Genomic DNA, 25864 nt, shown 5'->3' on the forward strand with positions numbered 1-25864 from the left:
GTTTCCTTAGGGCATCTCAACAGGCGCTAATTGGCCTGTGCTTAAAAATAGAATTGCGGTTTTAACCGGCAGGCCTTCAGCCTGAAATAACTGCGCATAGTCAGCCAATTGCAATTTGAATGTGCTGGCTAATACGGTGAGATCATCCTTGGCTGATACTGGCATGGATTTATAGTCGACAATCCAGCGTACGCCATCGGCGACAAACGTCCGGTCTATGACCTTTTTACCTGCGCTGAGTTGCTCAATCGCCAACTCTGAGGCCGCTTGTGTATGCGGCTGTAATACCCAGCGCCCCTCTGTGGATTGCAACGTGGTTGTTAACAGCGTTGCCACCTGGTTCGCACCCTGGCTTGCTTCGTTGTCCGTATAACCCTGTTGTTTAAACCAACGCTGCATAGGGGGATGCAGCGATAGAAATGCATTTTTCTCATGCGTTTGCCAGGCCGCCAATCCTTGTTCAGCCACCAGTTGTAAATACAAGTGGGCGAGGGTGCCGATATCAGCCTCCAGTCGGCTGGCTTTACTTTCACTGGCTTCCACTTGATAGCCTGTATTTGCTTCGTGCTGGCTGGCCTGTAGAATCGCTGGCGTGCTGGCCTCGCGTAAGCGGATCAGCTTGGGCATAAATTGGCGAATATCGGCTTCTTGCTGCGCGCTGGGATAACGGCTGACGATATCGTGTTCGCTGGTAAACCACGCTTGGATAGCAGGCCAGAGCAGGTGCAGAAAACTGTTTTTGCGTGCTTGTGGTTCGCCGCTTTTGTCTGGCTTGGCGGCACCCAGTAAATGCAATTGCCGCTCGGCGCGGGTCGCTGCCACATACAGCACGCGTGCATCTTCATAGCTGGCGCGGGTTTTATCCAGGTCGTTTAAATAGTCATAGGCGGTGATGCTGGCCTGCTGGCGTTTGAGCACTGTGGGCACAAACGGTGCGGCGACCAGTTCGGTATGGCCATTCTCCATGGGGACTTCTTCCCAGATCACCAGCTTGGCGTCATCGGGTGGGTTTCCGCCGTCGAGGCCGGGCAGGATCACGGTATCAAACTCCAGTCCTTTGGATTTGTGGATGGTCATGAACTGCAAACTGGCATCGGCCTTGGCGTCGGGTGCGGCGTAGAGTTTTTGTACATCTTCAGCCAGTGCTTGCGGATTAAACTGGCCGTGTTGTTCTAATGCGGCGATACGGGCAAAAAAGGCCTGCACATCCTGCACATCACTTTCATTCCACAGGCAATGCGCGCCGCCCAGCCGCAGCCAGGTGTTATGCACCCAGCGGCTGACCGAGGTGCGGCCACGCCAGTGTAGTGCGCTTTGCATCACGTCGCGCACATGGCGCGCGCGTGCCTGACCATCTTCACTCAATCGCGCAAGTACTTGTTCATTTTGCAGCAGGCTGAGCACACTGCGTTGGCCATCCTGTCCAATCAGCGCATGCATATCGGCCAGCGTCAGCCCGCACCAGGGTGCACGCAATAGTGCCAGCCAGTGCACGCGGTCGGCGCGTTGATGCAGCGCATGCGTCAGCGTGAGCAGGTCCTGCACAATCTGGCGATTGGCTAATTCTTCAATTTCTACCGCCTGGAAGCTTAACTCGCTGTGGTTCCTGCGCATTTCCGTCACCAGTGCATGCAAATGTTTGCGCGCGCGTACCAGCACGGCAATGCTGGCGCCAGGTTTATCGGCGCGTGTTTGCTGGATGATGCGGATAATCTGCTCGGCTTCCAGGTGACGGATATCTGCCGGTTCTTCGTCTTCGCTATTCACTGGCGTGATCAAGGGGTGCACAAATACACCCGCACCCGTGGCCTCGGAGCGCGTGGCAACAAATGGCCGGTAAGCAATGGCGCCTTGCTGTGGCGCATCGTGTGCTGGCAGCATGCCGGCAAAGGTCTGGTTGATCCATTCCACCACCGGCGGGCAAGATCGGTTATTGCGCCACAGTTTGAGCGGTGTCAGCGCAATATCGGCGATGCCGTGGAGTGCGGCATTGAGAAACAGGCCGACATTGGCTTTGCGGAAGCGGTAAATTGACTGCATGGGGTCGCCGACAGCAAACAGCGTACGGCCATCGCCCGGCTGCCAGCCGCGTGTCAGTGCCTTGAGCAGGTCGATCTGCATCGGGCTGGTATCCTGAAACTCATCGACCAGTAAATGCTGGATGCGGTAATCTAGCCGCATGGCCAGCTCGGTGGCTTCATCGCCTTCTTGCAGTGCCTGAAACGCGCGTTGGGCGATTTCGACAAAGTCGACTTCATTTTGCGCCTGAAAACACAGCCACAATTGCGCGGCGGCAATATTCAATAACTGGCTCAGCGCCTGAATCATGGCATCGTCTGCACCATCAGCATCCGGTAACAGGCGGATGCGTGCCAGGTGACGTTCATTGTCGCTGTGCTGGGCCAAGTCAGCCAACAGTTCAGTCAGGGCTTCTTTATAGGGCTTGGCCTCGTCGGTCGCTGGCAAGCCCATGTTTTTATCCAGCCGTTTGCGCAAGCCACCACTACTGGTGAGTAGCAATTCTGTCAGCGCGCGCCAGGCAGGCAGGTCTTCTATGCTGGCACTCAATGGTATTTGCCAGTCCAGTAAAGCCGATAACGCATGCTCAGGCGGTAATTGGCTGGCCGCGTAACGCGCAATCGGCATCAGCGCTTGTTGCAGGCGGGCAGGGATGGCGTTCAGCGCTGCTTGCAATTCGCTTTCTATCAGATAAATCAACGCCGTTTGTGCCTGCGTATGGTCTTTGGACTGACTTAAATGCAGCCATTGCTCACGCTTGGCCAGCATGGACATGAGCAGGCTTTCCAGCCTGGCCTGGTCATTATCCATATAGCGCAGCACGCGGCGCACAGGTTCGCCCAAGCCGTCTTCATCCATGGTTTGCAGCGCCAGGCCAGCTGCTTCACGGTAATACGCCCAGGCATCTTCGGTGACGGCCGGTTGTGTGCCAAAACGGCTCAATAAGGGCATTTGGCGCGCCAGGTTGGCGCACAGCGAATCGATGGTGTAAATGCGCAGGCGCGCCGGGCTTTCCAGCAAATGCCATTGCAATTCAGCTGAACGCTGCAAGGCTTGTTGCCCCAGGGCATAAGTGATTTGTTTATGCGGTGCTTCCGGCAGCACGCCAGCTGCGGCCAGCAACAGGCTATCCAGGATACGCGCCCGCATTTCCGACGCAGCCTTATTGGTAAAAGTAATGGCGATAATTTCTTCTGGTGCCTGCACCGTTTGCAGCAGCTTGAGAAAGCGCTGCGTCAGCAGCTCGGTTTTACCGGCACCGGCCGGGGCTTCGACAATAAAGGATTCGATATCCAGCGCACGCTCACGGTTGGCCGCATCCAGCGCCAGCGCTTGCTGGAAGTCAGACTCAGTCATTTTCATGCGCCGCCTCCCGCCTGAAGGTGCTCAAATTGCAATTGCCGTTCTGGCAGACGCAACAAGGGCAGCACATCGCAATAGCCCAGGTCTTGCTCCGACTCAAATACCACGGCGGCTTCACCCGCTTTGAGTGCTTGCGCTGTGCGCGTGATCTGGGTGTGCCAATGCGCCAGCACCGATGGCCAGTCAGGGAACTGTGCAGGGTCAAACAATTTATTCTTCTCGTGGTTAAAGGCTTTGATGCCGGGCACAATGTCGTCTTCGGCGGCAACACCGGCAAAGCCGCCATCGGTCAGTCGCAGCTTGCCAAAGCAGACGGCGGCAATGTCGGCATCTTGTAGCAGGAAGGCGGCGTAAATCGGTAGTTGTGGTTCGCTGATCTTGTCCGACGCCCAGTTTTTAAAATCGGGCATGCTGCCGGTTTTGTAATCCACCACTACCAGGCGGCCATCATCCAGCGTATCGACGCGGTCAATCACCAGTTTGACCTGGATACCTTCAATCAGCGGTTTGTAGACTTGTTCGACTGAGGTCACAGCGAACGCTTGCGGACGTTCGCGTTCCACCTCCCATAACCAGGTCAGCGCCAGTTTACTCAGGCGCTCGGCTTCCAGTTGGCAAAACACGACAGAGAACGGTTGCGCGAATTCAGTATTAAACACAGCGATGACATCAGCCGCAATCTGGTCCAGTTGGGTTTTTAAAGCTTCTATATTGACCGTCTGCCAGTCTAGTGTCGATTGTTGCGACCAGAACGCCGCCAGTACGCGGTGAATCAGGTCACCGCGTTGCATGACATCCAGCCCGTTATGCGGCGTTTCCAGTTTGCGTGCCTTGAGGCGGTATTGATAAAACGCCCAGGCCGGGCAGAGCGCCTGCGCGCGCAGCAAACCTGTGCCGCCGCTGATATGTTCGCCTTCCAGGATGGGCGGGGCCTGATGGTCATCCAGCCATTGCCAGTCTTGGGTGCTATTGCCTGCCAGCGTTTCCGCCAGCGTAGCGGCCCCTGCGGTGGCAGTTATTTCCGGGATGGCCTGGATAAGCGGGCTCATGCGCAGCAAACGGTCACCATCCTGGCGGGCCGATGAAAAAATGATTTGTTTGGCCGAACGTAGCAGGCGCTGGTGAATCTGGCTGGCAAATGCCATTTGCACTTCGCTGCTGGCGTTGGGCGTGCCTGCCTGCCGTTGTAATTCAGCTGGGATCAGCGCGTTGGTGCGTGACAATGGCGGCCATACATGGTCGTTCATGCCCATCACCCATACGCCATCCAGCGGCTGTGCACTGGCTTCCAGCATGCCCATGACGGTGATATTCGGTAATCGCACGGTTTGCGGCTGGAAGATTTGCGCCTGGCACAGTTGCGATAGCCTGTGCAAAGCACTCATGGCATCGATAGGCCCCAACCAGCCATCGAGCGCCGCCAGTTGCGTCAATACTGCTTTAAACTTGGTCTGGCATTGATGTTCATGGCTGGATAAGCCGCGTTCACCCGGCCAGTGCGTGGCTGTCAGTAGTTCAGTAAAACTTGCCACCCAGGCAGAAGGGACTTGCTTGCGTGGCGTTTGTTTGGCCTGCGTTAACAAGCTGGTGAGGTCTGCGTGCAGCGCAGGGCACAGAATCGGGTATTCATCCTGCTGCTTGCGCGCCACAAAGCGGGCAAAGGTATAGGCGTTGACTTGCAGCGGCAACTGGCGGCGCATTTCGGCATCCAGTGCGGCGCGCGCGTCGGCTTCATAGAGTGCTTGTGACCAGTAAATATCAGCCAGTAAGGCAGACAGTTCGGATTGAGGCAATGGCGTGGCCTGGAATGCCAGGCGCAGCACATTCAGTGCGCTATGCACTAACGGCCAGCGACTCAACGGCAGCCCGAGTGAAAACTCATAACAGCGTGGTAATTCTGCCTGCGCTGGATGCAGGGCTTCGGGGTGGAAGGTATCGTCGAGCAGGTTGGCCAGGATTTCGCGTTGGCTATCCAAATCGGGCACGACCAGGGCCAGTTTTGCTTGCGGGTCAGCGGCTAGTTGTTGCTGCGCCCAATGCACCGCCGCGCGCATTTCGTCCATGGCCTCGGCAAATGTCATGCGTTGTGTCTGTTGCGCAGGCACGCTGTTGTCAAATGTTGTGATCTGCACGCCTGCGGATTGCAGTATGGTGATGAGTGTCTGCACATGCGGGTTGATGCGATCAAATCCAGCCAGTTGTATGTTGGCAGGTAAGGGCAGTGCATGCTGACTGAGTTGTTCGAGCTGCCAGGTCTGGTAACGCACGCTTTCCAGAGTGCCACTTTGCTTGCATAAGGTTTGGAACTGCTGGCGCCACTGTAGAAACTGCCGTGTTTCCTCGCTGACTGTCGCCATGTCCAGGCTGATATTCCACTCAATCAGGTAGCGGTTGGCCTCCATGGCCGCGCTGGCCAGACCATTGGTATTAAATAAATCGATAGCCGCATGCTGGCGTAAACAGTGCTGAATCGCCTGTTCCCAAAGCAGCGCTTCTTGTGTACTGGAAAGCATGCCCAGAGGCGCTTGGGCGATGTCGATTTGCCCACACAAGATGGCGTACTCCAGGCGCTGGTTGAGCCAGTCTTGCAACGGGAATACCTGTGGCGCTTGCCATTGTGACTGGCCTTGTTGTTGATAGGATTGCTGTAACCATTGCCGGATGCCTTGTGCCAGACGTGCCGAGGCGCAGAGAACCACAGGTGCGGTGTCGGGATTGGCAGCAAGCGTCATGAATAGATATCAGCAGGAATTATTATGTTCAGCGCAACATTTTATAAGATAATGCGATGAACAAACGATAAAAAACTTGCGGAGTAGTGACATGTCGGCTTTTGCCAAACTTTTAAAATGGGTTTTCTGGATAATCCTGCTGCCGGTCATATTGCTTGGTCTCTATACCTGGGGCAGCCTGAGCTGGGTCTACTCTGATGGTGAGCGCATCGGCTATGTGCAAAAACTGGCTCATAAAGGCTGGGTGTGTAAAACCTGGGAAGGCGAGTTGGTACTGGTGACTGTGCCGGGCACACAGGCTGAGAAGTTTTACTTTACTGTGCGCGATCCTGCCGTGATTAGCAAAGTGAATCAACTGGCCGGGGAGCGGGTACGCGTGATGTACAAAGAGCATAAAGGCGTGCCTTCAAGCTGCTTTGGCGAGACCAGTCATTATGTTTATGATGTGGACGTCATTAAAGAAGATTGACGCGTAGCGTGTCACTTTTTGTTGTTGCCAGCTTTATTCAGGCCTGCTGCTGGTCGGTTGAGCGTTTGCCACGGGCAGGCGAGTCGGTGGCAGCGACTGCTATGGCTAGCGAGACTGGCGGCAAAGGCTTCAATGTGGCCGTGGCCGCCCGCCGACTGGGAGCCCCAGTATCGGTCATCATCGCACTCGGTGAAGATGCCGCAGCAGAGGCTGCTTTACAGGTATTGCAACAACACGCTATTGCGCCGATTTACGCTTATCGGCTGTCGCCACAATCAGGCCATGGCGCAGGCTTGATCGGCGCCGACGGCGCCAATATGGTCAGTGTCTATCTTGGCCCTAACCGTTTGTTAACGGCAGCGCATGTTGCCAATGCGGCAGCCTCTATACAAGCGGCAACACTGGTCTATGCACAGTTTGAGACTTCATTGGCGGCGATTGAGAGCGCTTTTGCATTCGCCAGGCAAGCCGGGCGGCAGACTGTATTGAATCCTTCTCCCTGGCAGGTAATTCCGCCTGCTCTACTTGCGCAGACCAGCATGCTTATATTAAATCAATCTGAGGCAGCACAATTGCTGGCGTGGCCTGCCGAGCTTATGACGCAGACGCCTGAGATCGCAATGAATGCATTACAACAAGCGATCAGCCGGTTTTACCAAACGTGGTCAGGCGAGTTGCTGGTGGTGACGCTTGGGGCATGGGGTAGCGTGGCCATGACGCAGGCCGGGGAGTGGATTATTTCACCCGCGTTTGCGGTCTCGGCAGTCGACACACTGGGGGCCGGGGATGCTTTTGCTGCGGCGCTGTGCGTGGCCTTGGCGCGTGGAGATGCGTTGCCACAAGCATTACAGTTTGCCAACGCTTGCGGCGCTATCGTTGCCCAACAGCCGGGCGTGCTAGGTGCCTTGCCAGACGCCGCGCAGGTCAGCACATTCATGTATCAGCGCCAGGCTACACTTCCAGTTTGATCCGGTAAGTATAGGCATCACCACGGAAGGTGCCCTCCACGTACTCCACCAGTTGCTGCTGTTGCGAGTAAGACTTGCGTTTGAGCAGCAAGCACGGGCTGCTTTGCCTGAAATCAAACACTCTGGACTCTTCATCGCTACTCATCACGGCTTCTATCGATTGCTCCGCCCAGCTCAGCTTAATGCCACATTGCTGCTCGAGGTGGTTGTATGCCGATCCCGAGGTATCCCAGTCTGCCATGCCAGGCGCCAGTGTTAAATCATACCAGGCCACTTCGCGCGTCATCGGCACTTCATTGCCCAGGCGGATTCTGATCAGGCGCAAGAATGTCGAGGTAGAGGGGCGCTGGAAAATAGAGGCGATGGTACGGTCAGTGACTACCTCATGCGAAACAATGCGTGTGGAAGCGGTAATGCCTACTTCACGCATTTCTTCGGTAAAGCCTTTTAATTTACCCAAGGACGGACAGATTTTTGGCGCTGCTTTGACCAGTGTGCCTGCACGGCCATCGCTATCGATTTGTCCACTGGCACGTAACTCTTCATAGCAGCGGCGCACCGTTGTTCTACTGAGGTTCAGTGCTTCCGCCAGCATACGCTCTGAAGGCAAGCCGCTGCCATTTTCAATGGCCCCGGTTTCAATCAGCGTCAGGATATTGCGTTTGAGCTGTTGATAGTAAGGTTCAGAGGTCTTTTCACTGACCTTGAGCCTGGTAATCAATTCATCGTAATCATGCATCATCTCTGCATTATAAAACGACAAATCAATGGATGCGCATGCATTTCCGACGGTAACTTGTTAACTTAATTATTTATATTGTAAATATTTATTGCATTTATAAATCTGTTATGGAACCATATAGATACCAAAAAAATACCATAAAGGGAGAGTGCCATGACTGAGATTCAACAGAAGTACCAAGCGCTGGGAGGCGAGCAGGGGCCGTTAGGCCGTGCAGTAAACGAGGAGCAAGCCACGCCTAACGGCTTAGGTTTTTTTCAGGATTTTGAACATGGCATGATTTTCTATCATGCTGATTATGGCGCGCATGTGTTGTCTGAGGCGGTAGAAAACAAGTGGAAATCCAGCATGCTGGCCAATGATATGGTGACCGGGACGCAGCAGGCAATTCGTGATTACATGGGGTTTCCTATTTCAGATACGCTGCCGACGGGCGAGCGCGGTGAGGCCTGCTACTTTGAGCGCGGCATGATCGTCGTCAGGGCAAGTGGCAGCAGTGTGGTCATCTATGGCGAGTGTTATCAGGCATATCGTGCGCATGGTGACCTGCAGGGTGCGCTGGGTTTGCCGTTGAATGATCAGAGACTTTCCGCTGGCGGTGGTTATGCCGTGCAATGCGATCAGGCCGATATTTACTGGCATCCAGCAACAGGCGCATTTGAAGTACACGGCGCCATTTTGCAGAAGTACCGCAGTATGGGCGCAGAAAATGCATTTCTGGGTTACCCAATCAGTGATGAGCAGCCGGTATTCAATGGCAGCCAGCAAATTGGTGCAGTGAGTCATTTTCAATCCGGCACGATTTACTGGAGTGCTGCAACCGGGGCGCATGAGGTGCATGGGGATTTGCTGACAGCTTACCAAACCCACCATCACGGCCCGGCGGGCGAACTGGGCTTCCCTCTCTCAGATGAAACCAATTCGCCTAGCGATGTATGCCGTTTCAATAATTTTCAACATGGCATTTTGGTATGGCAGGCGGCGAATCGACAAGTCAGTTTGATTAACCGGCTCAAATTGGTGGTCACCCGGTTGGAAACGGATGAAGACGATGATGACTTACTGGTACGTACGCAAGTGCTGATTGATCATGTGCAAGGCCAGCAAAAACGCTTTGAAAAGCAGTTTGGCGAATATTCTAATCAAGGCACCAAAACCTTTAGCAATCCTGATGAAGGGTTTATTTGTGATTGCCCGATTAATGATGGCAATGCCATTTTGACGGTGAATATGCAGGCGTTTGATGTAGACGCTGGCTTGAACTTCAACGATGACTTGATTGCACAATTTAGCAAGTCATTTGGCATTGAAACCCTATGGGATAGTTCTTTGCCAGACCTGCAAGGCAATGATCTCGGGACGTTTGCGCGTGGCCCGGATGGCAAGTTCCGCGCCAGTTTTACCGTGTTTACAGATCAGCGTGTGGTGGACCCGACCGATAGCAGCCATTTCAGGGAAAACCTGTTCTGGAGTTTTAAAAATCCTAAGATTGCCGAGCTAAGTTTTGACACCTGTGCCGCTACCTTTAGTGATCTTGAGGCTGATGATACCTGGTTTTTTCATCCGTTTAACAAGGCGTTTTATGAAACGGTATACAAAGGCGCAGCCAAAACCGGCACTTGTTTTGGCATGTGCCTGGAGGCTATTTATGCGTTAAAAGGGGTGTCCAGTTCACGGCCATTTATTTCACAATATGGTTTTGATGCCCAGCGTACCAGGGATATTTCCATCAAGTTCGGCTATCAACTGGGCGGTAGCCAGGTGGGCTACATGATTGATGCGATCAAAAGTGGCCGCATGTGGGATCCGGTACAAAACTTTGAGTTTTCGCAAGCGGCGTTTGAGCAGAAAAACTATAGTCTGTTGTGTTTATCCGAAGATATCTCGCCGGTGGGCGGCCATGTCGTGCTGCCTTATCGCTGGGAAAAACGCAGTGATGAAGAGTGGCGTATTTATGTCGCCAACCCCAATTCGCCTTTCCCCAAAAGTAACAGCAATGAAGGCGGGGATAAGGTGATTACCATCAACCCCAAAACTAATACTTTTGTCTATCAGCATGGCAAAGAGAAAACGTGGAAAGGCGGGCAGGGCTTGTTTAATGGCGGGCGCATGTTTGCCATGCCGTTTAGTGAGTTATCGACGCAGCCGAGAACACCGTTTTGGGAAGCATTTTTGACCTTTATTACCGGCGGCATGTATTTGATTTTTGCCAGCGATTCGAGTGAGCTGGAGCAGGTCAGCAATGAGCAAGGTGAGACCTTGATCAATGCCGATGGCAGCTTGAATACTGATCGGGTGACGCGTATTAAAAACTTGTTCCCGGTTGAGCACCACGCGCAGAGAACATTTTCTGATGTCGCCAGACAAGTAGGCAAAATCAAAACCAGTCGCAATCTGAGTCAATTGTTTAAACGTCAGCAGTTTAATCTTTATTATCTGAACCAACCTTTAGTGCGCGGCAAGATGTATCCCGATGTGGTCTTGCATGTGAACCCCGATTTGGTGAGAACATTTCCCCGGCAGGCGCCAGAACAAAGCCCAACTGCGCAGCGTATAGGCAAACTGTCGACCAAGTTTAAAACCGGCATTCATACACAGCCACTCACTCACTCCGCTGCCAGCGATACGACACACACAGTCGCTCGTGATGTCAGCGAGCATGTACAGAGTTCGGCGATGTTGGGCGAGGTGTTGCGCAATAAACGGGCACTGACACTGAAGGTACGCAATCAAGCGCAGGGCGATTACCAGTTAGGGTTTGTCTCAGGTGGAGCAAAGCTGATGTTGACGGCCAATTCAATACAAAATAGCAGTGATATGGTCACCTTGTCTCTGGCTGGTAGCCGGCAACAATCATTTGTGTTTCAGGCAGGCGATCAAACCGCGAACAAGCAGCTGACGCTCACGCTCACCAGTTACGATAACCAGCGTCGCTATGAGCTCAGTGGGCTGCAACTACAAGCACAGCAAACCATACAATTGCAACATGATAATGCCTGCCGCAGTGTACGTTTGCAAAGTGCTGGCCAGCCAGTGGCGTTTGACTTGAAAGTGTTTGTCAATCATCAATCCGCAGCCGCGATGAGTAAACGCGTGGAGTTCCCGGCGGATGTGGCCTTGAACTTCAGCCCGCTGGATTGGACCGCACTGGAGCAAGGCGCGGTGGATACTGCATTAGAGTTGCAGTTGATTAATCCATTGGATGGCAAGTTAATCGAAACCAGACGCTTGTAAGACATGGCGTGACGTCAGCTGTCAAACGACCATGCGCCAGTGAGGGCGCATGGTCGTTTAGCCTGAAGATTAAGCAATCAGGCGTAAGGAGTCGAATTCATTCGCCTCGTCGGCATTGATTTTGAATTGGTTCACGGACTCAACCAGCGTGTGTACCTGTTCCAGCATGCTTTCTGCGGCGGCGGCCGCTTCTTCTACCAGTGCGGCATTCTGCTGCGTGGTTTCATCGATGGATGTCATGGATTCGTAGATTTGTTCCAGGCCGCTGCTTTGCTGGCTGGAGGCGGCAGAAATCGCCTGTATACTGTGGGAAACTTGCTGTACGGCGTTGACAATTTCATGCATGGTGTGGCCTGCCTGGCCCACTTGCTTGGCGCTGGCGTTGGTTTGCGAGACGGAGGCGGCGATCAGCTCCTTAATCTCTTTGGCTGAGGCGGCCGAGCGTTTGGCCAGGTTACGTACTTCGCCGGCAACTACCGCAAAACCGCGGCCTTCTTCGCCAGCGCGTGCGGCTTCTACGGCAGCATTCAAGGCCAGGATATTGGTCTGGAAGGCGATGCTGTCAATCACGCTGGTAATTTGCGCAATTTGTGCCGAGGTTTCATTAATCCCTTGCATGGTGGTGGTCAATGCATTGAAGGCTTCCCCCCCTTGCAAGGCCATCTGGTTCGCCTGGTTCGCTTGCAGGCTGGCTTGTTGGGCATGCTCGGCGGTTTGCCTGATGTTAGAGGTCAAGGTTTCCAGGTTAGCTGAGGTCTCCTGCAAGGCATTGGCTTGCGTTTCAGTGCGGCGCGACAGGTCATTGTTGCCTTTTTCAATTTCGGCAGCCGCGACATGGATGGTTTCAGCCGCTTGCTTGACGGTTTGTATCGGCGCCACCATACGTTGCAGAATTTCTTGTGAGCCTTGCAGCACTTCCCTGAAGTCCCCCGCGTGAGTCGTGACATCTACCAGGCTATACAACTGCCCCTGCTGTGCTTCGCCTGCGATCTGGCGTGTGTCTTCTACCAGGCGGTTCACCGCCAAAATGCAGGTATTCAGGTTGTTAATCAGCACCTTGAAGTCGCCGTGGTATTGATTGTGGATAGGTGCAGGAATATCACCGGCGGCAATACGTTTGACGCAATCTGCGGCCACATGCAACGGTGAAACTACCGCATCCAGCGTCTGGTTAATGCCCTGGATAATTTTGCGGAAGTCACCCGCGTGCGCTTCAACGTCGACGCGGGTATTTAATTGGCCTTGTTGTGCTGCAGAGGCCAGGTGGTGTACATCCGCAATCAGTTGATGGATGGCGCCTGTGCAATGCTTGAGGCTGCTTTGCATCAGGTTAAAGTCACCCACAAAGTGCTCTTCAATCTGTGTTGGAATATGACCTGTGGCCATCTGGTCCAGGTAGCGGGCAGTGGTTTGCAGAGGCACGACGACGGCGTCCAGGGTCTGGTTAAAACCTGCCACAATCTGTTGAAATTCCCCCTGGTGGCGTGACACATCGACGCGAATATTCAGTTGTCCCTGTTCGGCGGCCTGCGACAGGGTATGCACGTCGTTCATCAACAGGTTGAAGTTTTGGCGCACCTGCTCAATGCTTTGATTGATATAGCTGCGCTGGCCGGGGAAGGTTTCCAGTGGCTGGTTGAAATCGCCCTGGCCAAAGGCCGTCACCACTTGCAGGGATTTTGTCTGTGCCAGAATATGTTCTTCTACCATCTGGTTAATGCCGGTGGTGAGTTGCTGATACGCACCGTTAAATGATGTGCTATCAATGCGGTAATCAATCATGCCGGCGCGGTGCTGGCTGGACATCTCGTTGAGTGATTGCACAATGCTTTGAATGGTCGATTGCATACGATGCATTTCACGCAGCAATTTCCCGGTTTCGTCATTGCCCGTCGCTGCGTCTTGACTAATGAACTCACCGTTGGCGATATGCTGTGACAAGGTCAATGCCTGCTTGAGCGGCGTGGTAATCGAGCGTGTCATTTTCCAGGCGATGGCCATCGCCATTACCACCGCAATCAACAAGGCAATTTCAATTTGTTTATTGGCTTTGGCAATGGTGGAGGCAAACTGGCTCGAGGCATCAGTCACGCCTGCAATATTCATATCCATCAGCAAGCGCAACGAGTGGCTCAAGGGCTTGTCTGCACCTTTCACCGTGCTGTCAATGTCAGTCACGCTCATGCCGTCATTCTTCAACGCTTCGCAGCGTGCTATAGCGTCGCGGTAAGTGGTAATGGCCAGGGTAATATTGCCTAGAATCTCTTTCTCTTGCTGATTGAGTTCGCCTGTCGCCGCATAAGCCTTCATGGCCTGATCAATATCATCCATACTGTGCTGAAATTTGCTGGCTTCACGTCCGCCACGTAGCACATAGTTTTTAAAATGATGCACCGCATCGCCCAGGCCTTTGCTGGCGTTTTCAATCTGTGTCCTTTTCACCAGCTGTATGTTTTCAAAATGCTGCCAGGTGTGATGAATGTGGTTGAAGCCACGCCAGGCGATGACAAAAATAAAGGTGGTAAACAGGATCAGCAGCGCGTAACCCAGAAACAGCCGGGTGCCTACATTCAAACGGGCGATAGATTTTTTCATGCAATTCCTTACGATAACTCTTGGATAAATCAGCAACATTGCGTTGCCATGCACATCACGCTTTGTGACGCACAACTCATTTACGTAAAATAAATTGGCAAATGAAGCCTTTTCAAGAAAGCTTCACAAAAGATTCATAAAGCGACGTTGCTGGCCAAGCAAAAGGCAGTGATGGCTGCCGCAGGAATACGTTGTATGATAGGCGCTGAATAGATCGGACGTGGCGATAACTACGTACGCAATGGAATTGGAATGACATGGCTGAACAAAAAAATTACATTACGCCGGAAGGCTACGCCGCGCTGGAAAAAGAGTTTCAATACCTGATCAAGGTGGATAGACCCGAGGTGGTGCGTGTGGTGAGCTGGGCCGCTGGTAATGGTGACCGCAGCGAAAACGGTGATTATATTTATGGCAAAAAGCGCTTGCGCCAGATTGATGGGCGGATTCGTTTTTTGACCAAGCGCATGGATGCCGCAGAGATTGTCTACAGCAATACGCAGACCAATACAGAGAAAGTGTATTTTGGTGCCTGGGTGACGCTGTTTAACCTGGGCGATGACAGCGAAATGACAATTCGTATTGTTGGCCAGGATGAACTGGACCCGACGCAGGGCTATATTTCATGGGTGTCACCGATGGCAAAAGCGCTGTTAGCCAAGAATTTGGGTGACACCATACGCGTAGTGACGCCGGGCGCAGACACTGAATATGAAATTATCGATATCCGCTATGAGTAACGCGCTTTTAAAAAATGTAAGCCGCGACTTGAACTAATTCAATTTTGGCCTTATCTTACGGTTTAATATGCGTAAACGTCTTTGCCTGTTGCTGATTTGCTGGTTGCCATGCTTTGTCATGGCCGCTAACGTCATGTCTTTGCAAATGGCGTTGGCCGAGCACGCCTTGACGTCTGTTGCCCAGGCGCCATCAGCCGAGATGCCTTGCCATCACATGGCAGACGATCATCAGCAGATGCAACACGCGACTGACGACCATGCGCCCGCCAAGCACCATTGCACGGTGTGTGGCTTTTGCATGGTCAGTACCGGCGTTGCCCATTTAGAGACTTTCCCGCGCGTTGCCATCATTGCACAGACGGCTGCTGCCCCGTTGTTTGAGGCAGATCCCGTGCATTCACAAACTTATCCCCCTGCCATCAAACCACCCATATTCAGTTAACACACAGGACAAGTCCGTCCACGTTTTGTTTGTTTGATTGAATAGGGAGGCTTTATGCTTAAGCAACGCACTGTTGCACTCGGCGCCATCCTTCTAGGCCAGATTGCTTTGTCACTGCACGCAGCGGCACTGATGGGCTTTGAAGACAGCGCCATGCTTATGACCGAAATCGGTCGCTATAACCAGGAATGGATGTTGAACTACTCGCCTGCACTCGGGCATGCCATCGGCGTTGAGCAGATGCGCATGTCGGGCAAGGGTGAGCAGGCGACCACCATTTCCGGTATCAATTACACCGGCCTCATTAAACGCTGGAACATGCCTGCGGCGCAAGCCAACGTCTGGTTTAACGGCAGCGTCGGTGAAGCCCGTGGTCAGTATGACGGTTTTGCCTATACACCCAGCCTGCAGTTTGATGTCGAATCTACCCGGCTGTATTTTTTGGCCAAGGCCCGCATGATTCGTGCGCCCAATATGAACTACGACAGCGCTGCCGTGCAGGCCGGGTTTTCATTTTATGAAACCGGCTTTCACCAGACGCAACCGTGGTTTGTGATAGAGGCCAAGACCATGCGTAACAATGATCCTGGGCTGCAAATCACCCCGGCACTGCGACTGATTAACAAAAACTATTTTCTTGAATTTGGTGTGACCAATCCATGGCAGGGCGAGGGCTTTGCGCCGCGCCTGAATGCCATGTTTGTGTTTTAACCGATGCTATTTTTAAAGGATATTGAAATGAAAAAACTATTAGTGACTTTGATGTTATCTGCTTTAACCCCAGCTGCGTTTGCTGTGACTACGATCAAGGCCGAAGTCAACGGCATGGTGTGCGCGTTTTGTGCCAAAGGCATAGAGAAAAAACTCAATGCTTTGCCGCAAAAACAAGCCGCCTTTGTTGACCTGAAAAGCCGTGTCGTTGCTTTGCAATTAAAAGACGGCCAGGATGTATCAAATGAAGCGTTTAGCAAGGTGATCCAGGATGCCGGATACTCAGTGGGTAAGCTGGAGCGCGTCAACCAGACCGTGGACGCCATTCAGGCAGAAGTGGCCAAGGCAGAGAAGGCGGGCGGCAAGTGATGGCGGCAGAAATAAACCCTCTGCAAGCCAGCCGACGGCTGAATCTACTATCGTTATTCACCAGCGGTTCCACGCTGATTTGCTGCGCATTACCTGCGACACTGGTGGCCATCGGTTCTGTGGCAACGCTGACTAGCTTGATCAGTTATTTTCCACAACTGATCTGGATCAGTGAGCATAAGCCGCTGGTCTTTGGGCTGGCTGGTGCGATGCTGCTGATCGCTGGGTGGATGCAATGGCGCGCGCGTTTGTTGCCGTGCCCCACTGATCCACAACTGGCAGCGTTATGTACGCAAACACGACGCCAGAGTGTGTGGATTTACGGGTTTTCGGTGGCGATTTTTATGATTGGTGCTTTTTTTGCATTTGTTGCGCCTTTATTGATTGATTGAATTATCTGTTAGATGCGCATTGCGCATGAAAAAAGCCGACTGCATAGTCGGCTTTTTTCTTGTCACCTAAAGCTTATTTTGGCGCTGCCTGAGGTTCAGGTTCAGCGACGAAGATCTCCACGCGACGGTTTTTCGCGCGGTTCGCTTCGGTGTCGTTTGCGGCTAATGGTTCATGTGAGCCGCGGCCATCAATGGTGATGCGGTTAAAGGCAATACCGCGTTCGGCCAGATAACTACGGGCACTGGCAGCACGATTCACCGATAATGGATCATTGATGGCATCTGAGCCACTGCTGTCAGTATGACCGACGATGGTGACGCGTGCGGCAGCGTTGTTTTGTAAACCGGTCGCAAATTTATCCAGGATGGGGCGGAAATTCGGTTTGATATTGGATTTGCCTTTATCAAATGAAATATCACTCGGAATTTCCAGTTTCAGCTGGTTATTTTCCGTTTTGGTCACGGCCACCCCTGTACCTGCAGTGGCCTGTTCCATTTCCTGTTTCTGTGCTTCCATCTTTTTGGACCAGATGTTGCCAGCAATCGCACCAGCACCAGCGCCTACAGCGGCACCAATGACTGCCCCTTTGCCACCACCGGCAACGGCGCCAATGACACCGCCCGCAGCAGCGCCAATGCCCGCGCCTTTAGCGGTGCCTTTTTGGGTTTCGCTCATGTTTGCACAACCAGACAAGCCAATCGCCGCTGTTAATACTGAGACTGTAATAATTTTATGCATTTTTTTCTCCCTAACAAGTATTTGTGACTTTAGTTTGTCCAGTAAGGTCACAGTAAGTTCAGTCCTCAGTTTAGACTAATTGCGTATAATCTCAATGCTGATTAAAGCCAAGCGTTTTTGTGCCGTTGAATAGCCAGATAAACGTAAGTTGCATGCAGTCGCAGATTCATTGATAGAGAGATACACACAGGTCAGTATTGATGGTTCCACCAGTCATATTAGATATTGAAGCTTCAGGTTTCGGCGTGGGTAGTTACCCGGTCGAGATTGGCTACGTCGATGCAAATGGCGACGTATGGAGTGCACAGGTGCAACCAGATGCTGACTGGCTGCATTGGGATAAAGAGGCTGAAAAGCTGCACCAACAGTCCCGGCAGTCATTAGAGGCACATGGTCAAACTGCAAAGGAAATTGCAACGCACCTGAACCGTGTGTTTGCTGGTCAAACCGTGTATACCGATGGCTGGTACCAGGATTTTGTCTGGTTACATAGCCTGTATGAGGCCGCTGGCTTCAGCCCGCGCTTTAAGCTGGAAGATTTAAGTGTCACCTTGACTCCTGAGCAACAGGCTGTCTGGCATGAAACCAAGCAATCCATACGTGACGCTTTTGCATTGCAGCAGCATAGAGCTTCTACTGACGCCAAGGTGTTGCAACTGACCTGGTTAAAAACAGCTGAAATGGCGACTGTACTGACTGAATAGTGTTTATGATCGCGTCAACAAAGCCCCTGATCATCGCCGATAGGGGCTTTGTCTTTTAGTGCTTGCTTTCTGCTTTTTTACTTGCAGCTTTTCTTCGCATCTACTTCAAACTCAATATCGACATCGGTCCAGGTCTTGCCTTGATGGAAGGCCTGGGTACAAATGCGCCCGAACTTCTCAAAAGCACTGCCGCCATTGAAGTCCTTGATAATATCCAGCGTACCTTTGGCGAGTAAATGACCATTTTTCTCAGTGATTTTCATCGGCACCACTTTGGTCACGTCATTCATGGTGACAGCCAACTGTAAGTCATTGCCCTGGATTTTCTCAATTTTGGCGGTAATCTTGCCCGGGTTGGCAAAGTTTTTGAACAGGCCAGTCACGACATTCATATTGCGGATGCTTGCCAGTGCCGGATCCCAGGTGCCACCTTTGCCATTATTTAAATCATTTGAGGTATCCAGCGAGGTGCTGTCGATCTCAATGGTCGCGCCTTCGAGCTTGCCGGTGGCAGAGGCCAGTTGATATTTTTTAAAGGTATTCTTGGTCACGACATAGGATTTGTCTGGCGCACCAAATGCGGTGAAGGAGAATTTAAAGCTTTTTTCATCTGGGGTGTAAGTACAGCTATTCGCCCATACTGCGCTGCTTAATAAACTGCCGATAATTGCTGTTAATGCACGTGCTTGCCACATATTCATATTAATTTCCTGCCTTATTTTTGATCTGGTTAATATCGTCATGGATTGCGATTACTCGCTTATTTATAGTAATGATAATCATTATCAATTGCAACAGATGTAGTGAAATTAAGCAGGGATAGGTCTGTAAGTCGCTTAAACAAAGGCTTATAGTTTGGCTCCGGGCATGACGCCATATGGTTATCCGCTACATGAATTAAGATACAATCAATGACTTTTTAGCGGTATCAATGCTTTTGTCAGATGACTCATCCAGCACAAACAACATTCACGTGGGATATTTTTTGCAAGGTCGTCGATAACTTTGGCGATATAGGCGTGTGCTGGCGGCTGGCGCGCCAACTGGCCGATGAATACGAAATCAGTATGCGTTTGTGGGTAGATGATCTGGCGCTGGCGCAGCAGTTTGCCGGGGCAGGGCATGCGCGTATCCAGTTGCAGCATTGGTCCGAAAGTGCTGACTTTTCACAAGTGGCCGATGTGGTGATAGAAACGTTTGGCTGCGGTTTACCTGAGACTTACCAGCAACACATGCTCGGCCAGCGCTCGATTTGGGTCAACGTTGATTATTTGTCGGCAGAAAGCTGGGTGGACAGTTTTCACGCACAACCTTCGCCGCAAGCCAATGGCCTAGTGCGTCATTTCTTTTATCCTGGCTTTACCTCGAAGACAGGGGGGCTACTCCGTGAAGCTAGTTTACCTGGATTGCAAGCCAGCGCTGCTTGGCATGATTTAGGCTTGGCGCCAGCCCCTGATCAGCTCACTATATCGTTATTTTGTTATGCACATGCGCCATTGGCTGCGCTGGTGGAAAGCTTGCAGATTTCAACTGTACCTGTACGTGTATTCGTGCCACAGGCAGTGGCCCCCATGTTGGCTGCTGTGCTTGGCGTAAACAATGTGCAGGTAGGTGATCGCATCCAGCGCGAACAATGCGAGTTTTTGGTGATTCCGTTTTTGTCGCAAACCGATTATGACCGTTTGCTGTATTTGTGCGACTTTAATTTTGTGCGCGGTGAAGATAGCTGGATTCGTGCCTTATGGGCGGGCAAGCCGATGATCTGGCTGCCTTATCAGCAAAGCGAAGACACGCATCTGTTAAAACTCAACGCGTTTATGGCACATTATCTGGCGCAGGCTGATGCGCCGCTCAGCGACGTCATCTATCATGCCATGCTGGCGTGGGCGCAAGGGGATTGGCAAGCCGCCGATTGGCCGTCTTTGCAAGCCGTGCTGCCGCAGTTTACGCAGCACGCCCATGCCTTTAAAGTGAGCCAATCCCAGCAGGCTGACCTGGCGACTAACTTGGTGATTTTTATTGAGAAATGTCGTGCACATCGGGTATAATTCCGCGCTTTCAAATCCCGCATACAAATTAAGGCTTATTTATGAAAATCGCTCAAGACCTCCGCGTTGGCAACGTAGTGATGATTGGCAACGACCCGATGGTAGTTGTAAAAACCGAATACAACAAATCCGGCCGTAATGCGGCTGTGGTGAAAATGAAAATGAAAAACCTGTTGACTGAAGCGCCAAGCGAAAACGTTTATAGCGCCCAAGACAAGTTTGATGTAATTGTGCTGGAAAAGAAAGAAGTGACTTACTCCTACTTTGCGGATCCAACCTACGTATTTATGGACGCTGAGTACAACCAGTACGACGTGGATGCTGAATTTATGGAAGATGCGCTGCCATACCTGGAAGATGGTATGCCATGTGAAGTGCGTTTCTATGACGGTAAAGCCATTTCTATCGAGTTGCCAACCACAGTCGTGCGTGAAATCACTTACACCGAGCCAGCTGTAAAAGGCGATACGTCAGGTAAAGTCATGAAACCAGCCAAGATTGCGACTGGTTTTGAAATCCCGGTGCCACTGTTTGTGAGCCAGGGCGACAGAATTGAGATCGATACCCGTACTGGTGAATACCGTAACCGTGTCATGAAGTAATTCAGCCAGTATCGGCGCCCAAAACCCCGGCTTTCCGGGGTTTTTTATTGCCTGTCGATGACACGCGTAAAGGCGGATGCTTGAGGCAGGGAAGTATTGTGACTATTGTCGGGAATCATTCACTATTTGCCGTTAATTTTTTTCAATGACAATCGCTGACAGCTTTACATCATTTCAACCTTGGGGGATGCAATGCGTTATCAGCGAGTCAATGAAAAACACACTGTTCTGAAATCACTGTTTGCTTGTTGTGCCTTGTTGGCCAGCATGCAAGTGCTTGCTGAAGCAGACCCACGATCACTCAAACACCCTGTGATCGGTTATTGGGAATCGCGATTGCCTGAGACTGGCTGTTTGGAAAGCTATTGGTTTAAAGAGGATGGCAGTGCCGTGTTTACCAGTGGCGATGAACAACTGGAAGCGCATTATGAGGTGACATCACAGCCCGATGAACATGGGTTCTTCAAGCTGAATCATCGAGTAATGCTCAGTAACAAAGCGCAGGATTGCACCCGACAAACGTCGGAAGTGAATAGTGAGCAAACCAGTTTTTTATTATTTAAACCAGATGGCAGCAGTTTTATTTCCTGCGATAACGATGACCCTTCGCTCGCAAGCTGTTTTGGGCCCATTGAGTTAAAAAATAACGCGAGCAGAAGTCTGCACTGAAGCGGATTGGCCCAGGCAAATGCGGCAGGTGAGCATAAAGCTGCTCAGGCGAGTGATGCCCGTGTTAGTAGTCTGTATGGGGCTGACAATCGGGCATTCCAGCCAGGCCATTATTCATGGGCTGACATTTCCGGGAATGGCTATTTCCACCGTCAAGTTAAGTGTTCAGCATGCCCATTTTTTGCACTCGGCAGAGAAGTGGGAGTATTACGATTCGATTTGTAGTGCCGCGATTGTGGGCCTCAAACCACTGACACTCATTACGGCCGCGCATTGCCTGAAAGAGGTACGTTTGACCGGCGCCATGAGTTTGCCTATGCTTTCTATTGCGCAGCCTGAGCTGCTGGGCATAGAAGATATTAGCCTGAAACAGGCTTTTTACCGGCCGTTTGAGGTGGTTGCAGAGGATTTAACCCAAGACGTTGCTGTGCTGGTGTTTGAGGCAAAAGTGACCAGCCTGATACAACCTTTACGCATTCGGCTTGGCGATGCCTTGCCTGACCTGCTGATGATCTGCGGTTACGGGCGAGGGTATGGCGAAGCCGATACGCGGCATCCGCGTTGCGGTGAACGCAAACCTGTGCGTGATTTATCCGACTTTTATCAGGTATTACCCAAAGCATACCGCGAGATGGATGAGATGCTACATCTGCAAGCGCAAACCCAGTTTGCGTATACACAAGAACTGGTACATGCCGAAAAAGCCTTGCTGGCCGTGAATCGCCTGAATGAAATGGACCAATATGACCATACGATTGCCATGCCTACGCTCGGTGACTCAGGCGGGCCATGGCTGGTGCTGAATGCTCTGGGCCAATACGAACTATTGGCGATTACCAGCCTGGTCGAGCGTTTTTACAACCCGAGTGCTCATTGGCCGTTCTTCCAGAAGCAGGTGCCGCTCTCCGAATACCCTTACATTGCCTATGGTTTGCGCTTGAGCCATCCCGAAGTGCTGGGGTTCTTACAATATGCGCAGCATAGCGGTGCCGATATCCAGTTCACTTCGGCACCGTTGCTGCCACGTACGCGCCAGCCTCAATAAATAGCCAGTCTGGCAATCAGGCATTCAATTTGGCATTAATCTCTTGCTCAGCCTCTAACCAATAGTCCATATGGGAATGGCCAAAGCCTTTTTTTTCGGCAATATAGTAGGCCGCAACCTCAATCATTTTGTAACGTTCTTCACTGGTGATAATCGCAGGTTTAACGGTTTTCTTGCGCGTCACTGCCGGTTTTGCTGATTTGTCTGAAGCTGGCTTGGGTGCTGCTTTTTTTGCGGAGGTGGTTTTTTTAGCGGATGATGCCGTGGTTTTGGTAGCTGCCATACAATAATTCTCCGTGGTCTAGAGTTAAATGAAATAGCGTCGACTTGTGGTCGCTGTAAAGCTATATTAAGAGGGAGCTATGCCCAGCGTCAAGCCTAAATCGGTATTCGATTTGATCTGGATTAAATTCAACCGGTTCATTTTTGTGTTTGAGGTTGAATTATTGGCCGCATCAAGCTTTAAAAAGGCCATTGCACCAAAAGCAACTTCCAAAGCCACGGCATTTATGCTGTAGTTACTCGCTGATTTAATTTGAAAGACGCTATGTATAAAAAAGCACTCACTTCACTGATTATATTGTTCTTTATGATGGGCTTTATTACCTGTCTAAACGATATCCTGGTGCCGTATCTTAAAGCGGTTTTCGATTTGAGTTACAGCCAGGCTGCGCTGGTGCAGTTTTGTTTTTTTGCGGCCTATGGCCTGACGTCAATCCCGTTTAGCAAGCTGATTGAAAAGGTCGGTTACCAAACCGGCATGGTGATTGGCTTTTCGCTGGCGGCATTAGGCTGTCTGCTATTTTATCCGGCAGTGGCATTGCATGCTTATCCCTTGTTCCTTGGCGCTTTATTTGTGCTGGCCTCAGGTATCGTATTGCTGCAAGTGGCGGCTAACCCATGCGTGTCTGTGATCGGCCCTAAAGAAACAGCTTCTTCACGCCTGACCATGGCGCAAGCGTTTAATTCTTTAGGCACTTTTATTGCGCCTTTCTTTGGCGCTTATTTCATCCTTTCTGCACTGGCACATTCCAGCCATGCAGAAGGCGTGGTTTATCCTTATTTGTTCATTGCTGGCGTGCTGGTGGCGATTGCCCTTGTGTTGTCGCGCCTGAATCTGGCCGGAATGGACAGCGCAGAAAAGGATGAGAGTCTCTGGCGTGAGGTGTTGGCTGACCGTGGACTGATGTTAGGCATGGTGGGTATTTTTTGCTATGTCGGGGCCGAGGTCGCGATTGGTAGTTTTCTGGTCAACTACATTAAAGAGCTGACACAGATGCCAGAGGCAGAAGCCGCATCATTGATTGCGCTGTACTGGGGCGGTGCCATGCTGGGGCGTTTTATTGGTATTTTTACGCTCAAGGCATTTGCCCCGGCTAAAGTGCTCAGTGTGCATGCAATACTGGCGATTATTTTGATTATTTACTCCATGAACGCGACCGGCATGCTGGCTGTCGTCAGCATGGTGCTGGTCGGTTTGTGCAACTCCATTATGTTTCCGACCATTTTTACACTAGGTATTAAAAGCCTCAAGTCTGGTCAGGAGAAGAAAGGCTCAGGCCTGCTGGCCACTGCCATTTTGGGTGGTGCGATGGTGCCGTTGTTGACTGGGTTGTTGGCCGATCGCATAGGCTTGCATCATGCGTTCGTGTTGCCGGTATTGTGTTATGGTTATATTGCGTGGCTGGGAGTGAATCATCTCAAAGCCCGTTAACGACTAAATAAAAAAGCTGCCCTTTAGGCAGCTTTTTTACTCTCTGATAGATATTAGGCAGACGTGCCGCCTACCGTCAATCCATCAATTTTCAATGTTGGCTGCCCAACGCCTACCGGCACACTCTGGCCTTCTTTGCCGCAGGTGCCAACGCCGCTATCCAGTGTCATGTCATTACCGATCATGCTGACTTTGGTCAGCACATCTGGCCCATTACCAATCAGGGTGGCGCCTTTGACCGGGTAGGTAATTTTGCCGTCTTCGATCATGTAGGCTTCGGCGGCGCTAAACACGAATTTGCCGCTGGTGATATCGACCTGGCCACCACCAAAGTTAGCTGCATAGAGGCCTTTTTTCACCGATTTGATAATCTCTTGTGGGTCTTTGTCGCCATTGAGCATATAGGTGTTAGTCATGCGTGGCATGGGGATATGCGCATAGCTCTCGCGACGCGCATTGCCGGTGAGACCCATACCCATAAGACGTGCGTTGAGCGTGTCTTGTATGTAGCCGCGCAGGATGCCGTCTTCAATGAGCACGGTGTTTTGTGGCGCGTTACCTTCATCATCCATGGTCAGCGAGCCACGGCGGTCCTGTATCGTGCCGTCGTCGACGATGGTGATGCCTTTGGCAGCCACCTGCTGGCCGATCATATTGCTGAAGGCGCTGCTGCCTTTGCGGTTGAAATCACCTTCCAGGCCGTGGCCAATCGCTTCGTGCAACAAAATGCCTGGCCAGCCGTTGCCCAGTACAACTGTCATACTGCCAGCCGGGGCAGGGCGTGCTTCCAGGTTGACCAGCGCCTGATGCGCAGCTTTTTGGGCGTAGTCTTGTAATACTTCATCGGTGAAGTAGCTGTAATCGAAACGCCCACCACCACCGCTGGAGCCTTGCTCGCGGCGGCCGTTGTGCTCGGCAATCACTTGCAAGGATAAACGCACTAAGGGCCTGACATCGCCAGCCATCACGCCATCACTGCGTGCGACTAATACGACTTCATATTCTGCGGCAATTGACGCCATCACTTGCGTGATGCGTGGATCTTGTGCCTTGGCATAACGCTCGAGTTTCTCCAGTAGTTTGACCTTGGCATCTGCGCTCAGGCTGGCAATCGGGTCTTGCGGTAAGTAGAGCGGCGTATGGCTGCGGGTGATAATGCTGTGACCGGTTTTTTCCTGGCCCAGGTTTGCAATGGCGCGCGTGGCCTGTGCCGCCTGTTGCAAGGCGTCGAGGTGGATGTCGTCAGAATAGGCAAAGGCGGTTTTTTCACCACTGACTGCGCGTACGCCCACGCCCTGGTCGATATTGAAGCTGCCGGATTTGACCTGACCTTCTTCCAGGCCCCACGATTCGCTACGGCTGTATTGAAAATACAAATCGGCATAGTCGATGTTGTGCGTCATCATGCCGGACAATACATTGGTTAAAGCGCTGTGGTCTAATCCGGCCGGGCGCAGGAGTAAGTCGTTGGCAGTGGTGAGTAGCGTTTGCATAGTTAAGTCACTTGTTTTAATCGTGAGTGTTTGAGTCAATCTGAAGCAAAGAGTGCCAGCATGGCGCTCAGTGTT

Annotated in this window: 23 protein-coding genes; 14 read left to right on the plus strand and 9 right to left on the minus strand. The window is 51.8% G+C overall.

From position 1 onward, the window contains the following. Positions 1-6: 6 nt before the first annotated feature. Positions 7-3381: a UvrD-helicase domain-containing protein gene (locus B3355_RS03225; RefSeq protein WP_292780110.1), complete on the minus strand. Its 3375-nt coding sequence runs from the start codon at positions 3379-3381 to the stop codon at positions 7-9. Then, positions 3378-6113, minus strand: coding sequence for a PD-(D/E)XK nuclease family protein (locus tag B3355_RS03230; RefSeq protein WP_292780112.1), 2736 nt, complete (start codon positions 6111-6113; stop codon positions 3378-3380). The genes B3355_RS03225 and B3355_RS03230 overlap by 4 nt, the downstream gene beginning before the upstream one ends. Before the next feature lie 91 nt (positions 6114-6204). On the opposite strand from B3355_RS03230, the gene B3355_RS03235 reads away from it, so the two are divergent. After that, positions 6205-6582: a hypothetical protein gene (locus B3355_RS03235; protein WP_019882711.1), complete on the plus strand. Its 378-nt coding sequence runs from the start codon at positions 6205-6207 to the stop codon at positions 6580-6582. An 8-nt stretch (positions 6583-6590) separates the two neighbouring features. Further along, on the plus strand, positions 6591-7550 hold the full coding sequence (locus B3355_RS03240) for a PfkB family carbohydrate kinase (protein WP_292780115.1): 960 nt from the start codon (positions 6591-6593) through the stop codon (positions 7548-7550). Here the strand turns inward: B3355_RS03240 and B3355_RS03245 are convergent. Next, positions 7534-8292: a GntR family transcriptional regulator gene (locus B3355_RS03245; protein ID WP_292780117.1), complete on the minus strand. Its 759-nt coding sequence runs from the start codon at positions 8290-8292 to the stop codon at positions 7534-7536. The two genes, B3355_RS03240 and B3355_RS03245, sit on opposite strands and share 17 nt — an antisense overlap. A 153-nt stretch (positions 8293-8445) precedes the next feature. Here B3355_RS03245 and B3355_RS03250 point away from each other — a divergent pair, with 153 nt between their 5' ends. Beyond that, positions 8446-11526: an LGFP repeat-containing protein gene (locus B3355_RS03250; RefSeq protein WP_292780119.1), complete on the plus strand. Its 3081-nt coding sequence runs from the start codon at positions 8446-8448 to the stop codon at positions 11524-11526. Between the two features lie 69 nt (positions 11527-11595). Here the strand turns inward: B3355_RS03250 and B3355_RS03255 are convergent, their stop codons facing one another. Next, positions 11596-14121 (minus strand): methyl-accepting chemotaxis protein, encoded by a 2526-nt coding sequence (locus B3355_RS03255; RefSeq protein WP_292780121.1) that lies wholly within the window; start codon positions 14119-14121, stop codon positions 11596-11598. A 257-nt stretch (positions 14122-14378) separates the two neighbouring features. Here B3355_RS03255 and greB point away from each other — a divergent pair, with 257 nt between their 5' ends. The 5 genes from greB to B3355_RS03280 all read left to right on the plus strand — a co-directional run bounded on the left by greB (position 14379) and on the right by B3355_RS03280 (position 16775). Next, entirely contained in the window at positions 14379-14861 is a 483-nt protein-coding gene (gene greB, locus B3355_RS03260) for a transcription elongation factor GreB (protein WP_292780123.1), read from the plus strand. A 67-nt stretch (positions 14862-14928) separates the two neighbouring features. Continuing rightward, positions 14929-15303, plus strand: coding sequence for a DUF2946 family protein (locus B3355_RS03265; RefSeq protein ID WP_292780125.1), 375 nt, complete (start codon positions 14929-14931; stop codon positions 15301-15303). Positions 15304-15357: 54 nt separating this feature from the next. Continuing rightward, positions 15358-16014 carry a hypothetical protein gene (locus tag B3355_RS03270; protein ID WP_292780127.1) on the plus strand — a complete coding sequence of 219 codons (657 nt, stop codon included), beginning with the start codon at positions 15358-15360 and terminating at the stop codon, positions 16012-16014. Positions 16015-16041: 27 nt separating this feature from the next. Beyond that, a complete protein-coding gene (locus B3355_RS03275) occupies positions 16042-16383 on the plus strand; it encodes a heavy-metal-associated domain-containing protein (protein WP_047517437.1) in 342 nt (113 codons plus the stop codon). Next, entirely contained in the window at positions 16383-16775 is a 393-nt protein-coding gene (locus B3355_RS03280; protein ID WP_047517440.1) for a hypothetical protein, read from the plus strand. Before B3355_RS03275 ends, B3355_RS03280 begins: the two co-directional genes overlap by 1 nt. A gap of 73 nt (positions 16776-16848) precedes the next feature. Here the strand turns inward: B3355_RS03280 and B3355_RS03285 are convergent, their stop codons facing one another. Next, entirely contained in the window at positions 16849-17514 is a 666-nt protein-coding gene (locus B3355_RS03285; RefSeq protein WP_047517442.1) for an OmpA family protein, read from the minus strand. A 200-nt stretch (positions 17515-17714) separates the two neighbouring features. On the opposite strand from B3355_RS03285, the gene B3355_RS03290 reads away from it, so the two are divergent. Then, a complete protein-coding gene (locus tag B3355_RS03290) occupies positions 17715-18218 on the plus strand; it encodes a hypothetical protein (RefSeq protein WP_019882700.1) in 504 nt (167 codons plus the stop codon). A 77-nt stretch (positions 18219-18295) separates the two neighbouring features. Here B3355_RS03290 and B3355_RS03295 read toward each other — a convergent pair whose 3' ends face one another. Next, positions 18296-18919 carry a YceI family protein gene (locus B3355_RS03295; RefSeq protein WP_019882699.1) on the minus strand — a complete coding sequence of 208 codons (624 nt, stop codon included), beginning with the start codon at positions 18917-18919 and terminating at the stop codon, positions 18296-18298. A gap of 243 nt (positions 18920-19162) precedes the next feature. Between B3355_RS03295 and earP the strand changes: the two genes are divergently transcribed. From earP to B3355_RS03315, 4 genes are all read left to right on the plus strand, one after another. Then, the gene (gene earP, locus B3355_RS03300) at positions 19163-20266 is read left to right on the plus strand and encodes an elongation factor P maturation arginine rhamnosyltransferase EarP (protein ID WP_292780135.1); all 1104 of its coding nucleotides are present in this window, start codon (positions 19163-19165) and stop codon (positions 20264-20266) included. A gap of 41 nt (positions 20267-20307) precedes the next feature. Next, positions 20308-20868: an elongation factor P gene (gene efp, locus B3355_RS03305; protein ID WP_019882696.1), complete on the plus strand. Its 561-nt coding sequence runs from the start codon at positions 20308-20310 to the stop codon at positions 20866-20868. A gap of 192 nt (positions 20869-21060) precedes the next feature. Next, entirely contained in the window at positions 21061-21537 is a 477-nt protein-coding gene (locus tag B3355_RS03310; RefSeq protein ID WP_292780137.1) for a hypothetical protein, read from the plus strand. 55 nt (positions 21538-21592) lie between these two features. Then, complete coding sequence (locus B3355_RS03315; RefSeq protein WP_292780139.1) at positions 21593-22582, plus strand: hypothetical protein; 990 nt, start codon at positions 21593-21595, stop codon at positions 22580-22582. Between the two features lie 16 nt (positions 22583-22598). Here B3355_RS03315 and B3355_RS03320 read toward each other — a convergent pair whose 3' ends face one another. Both B3355_RS03320 and B3355_RS03325 read right to left on the minus strand, forming a co-directional pair. Beyond that, positions 22599-22865, minus strand: coding sequence for a DUF2934 domain-containing protein (locus B3355_RS03320; protein WP_019882691.1), 267 nt, complete (start codon positions 22863-22865; stop codon positions 22599-22601). Between the two features lie 66 nt (positions 22866-22931). After that, positions 22932-23084: a hypothetical protein gene (locus B3355_RS03325; protein WP_292780141.1), complete on the minus strand. Its 153-nt coding sequence runs from the start codon at positions 23082-23084 to the stop codon at positions 22932-22934. Positions 23085-23129: 45 nt separating this feature from the next. On the opposite strand from B3355_RS03325, the gene B3355_RS03330 reads away from it, so the two are divergent. Then, entirely contained in the window at positions 23130-24296 is a 1167-nt protein-coding gene (locus tag B3355_RS03330) for a sugar MFS transporter (RefSeq protein ID WP_292780143.1), read from the plus strand. A gap of 53 nt (positions 24297-24349) precedes the next feature. Here the strand turns inward: B3355_RS03330 and tldD are convergent, their stop codons facing one another. After that, complete coding sequence (tldD, locus tag B3355_RS03335; protein WP_024930992.1) at positions 24350-25789, minus strand: metalloprotease TldD; 1440 nt, start codon at positions 25787-25789, stop codon at positions 24350-24352. Positions 25790-25864 lie beyond the last annotated feature (75 nt).

The sequence above is a fragment of the Methylophilus sp. UBA6697 genome (assembly GCF_002454655.1).
Classification (GTDB): domain Bacteria; phylum Pseudomonadota; class Gammaproteobacteria; order Burkholderiales; family Methylophilaceae; genus Methylophilus.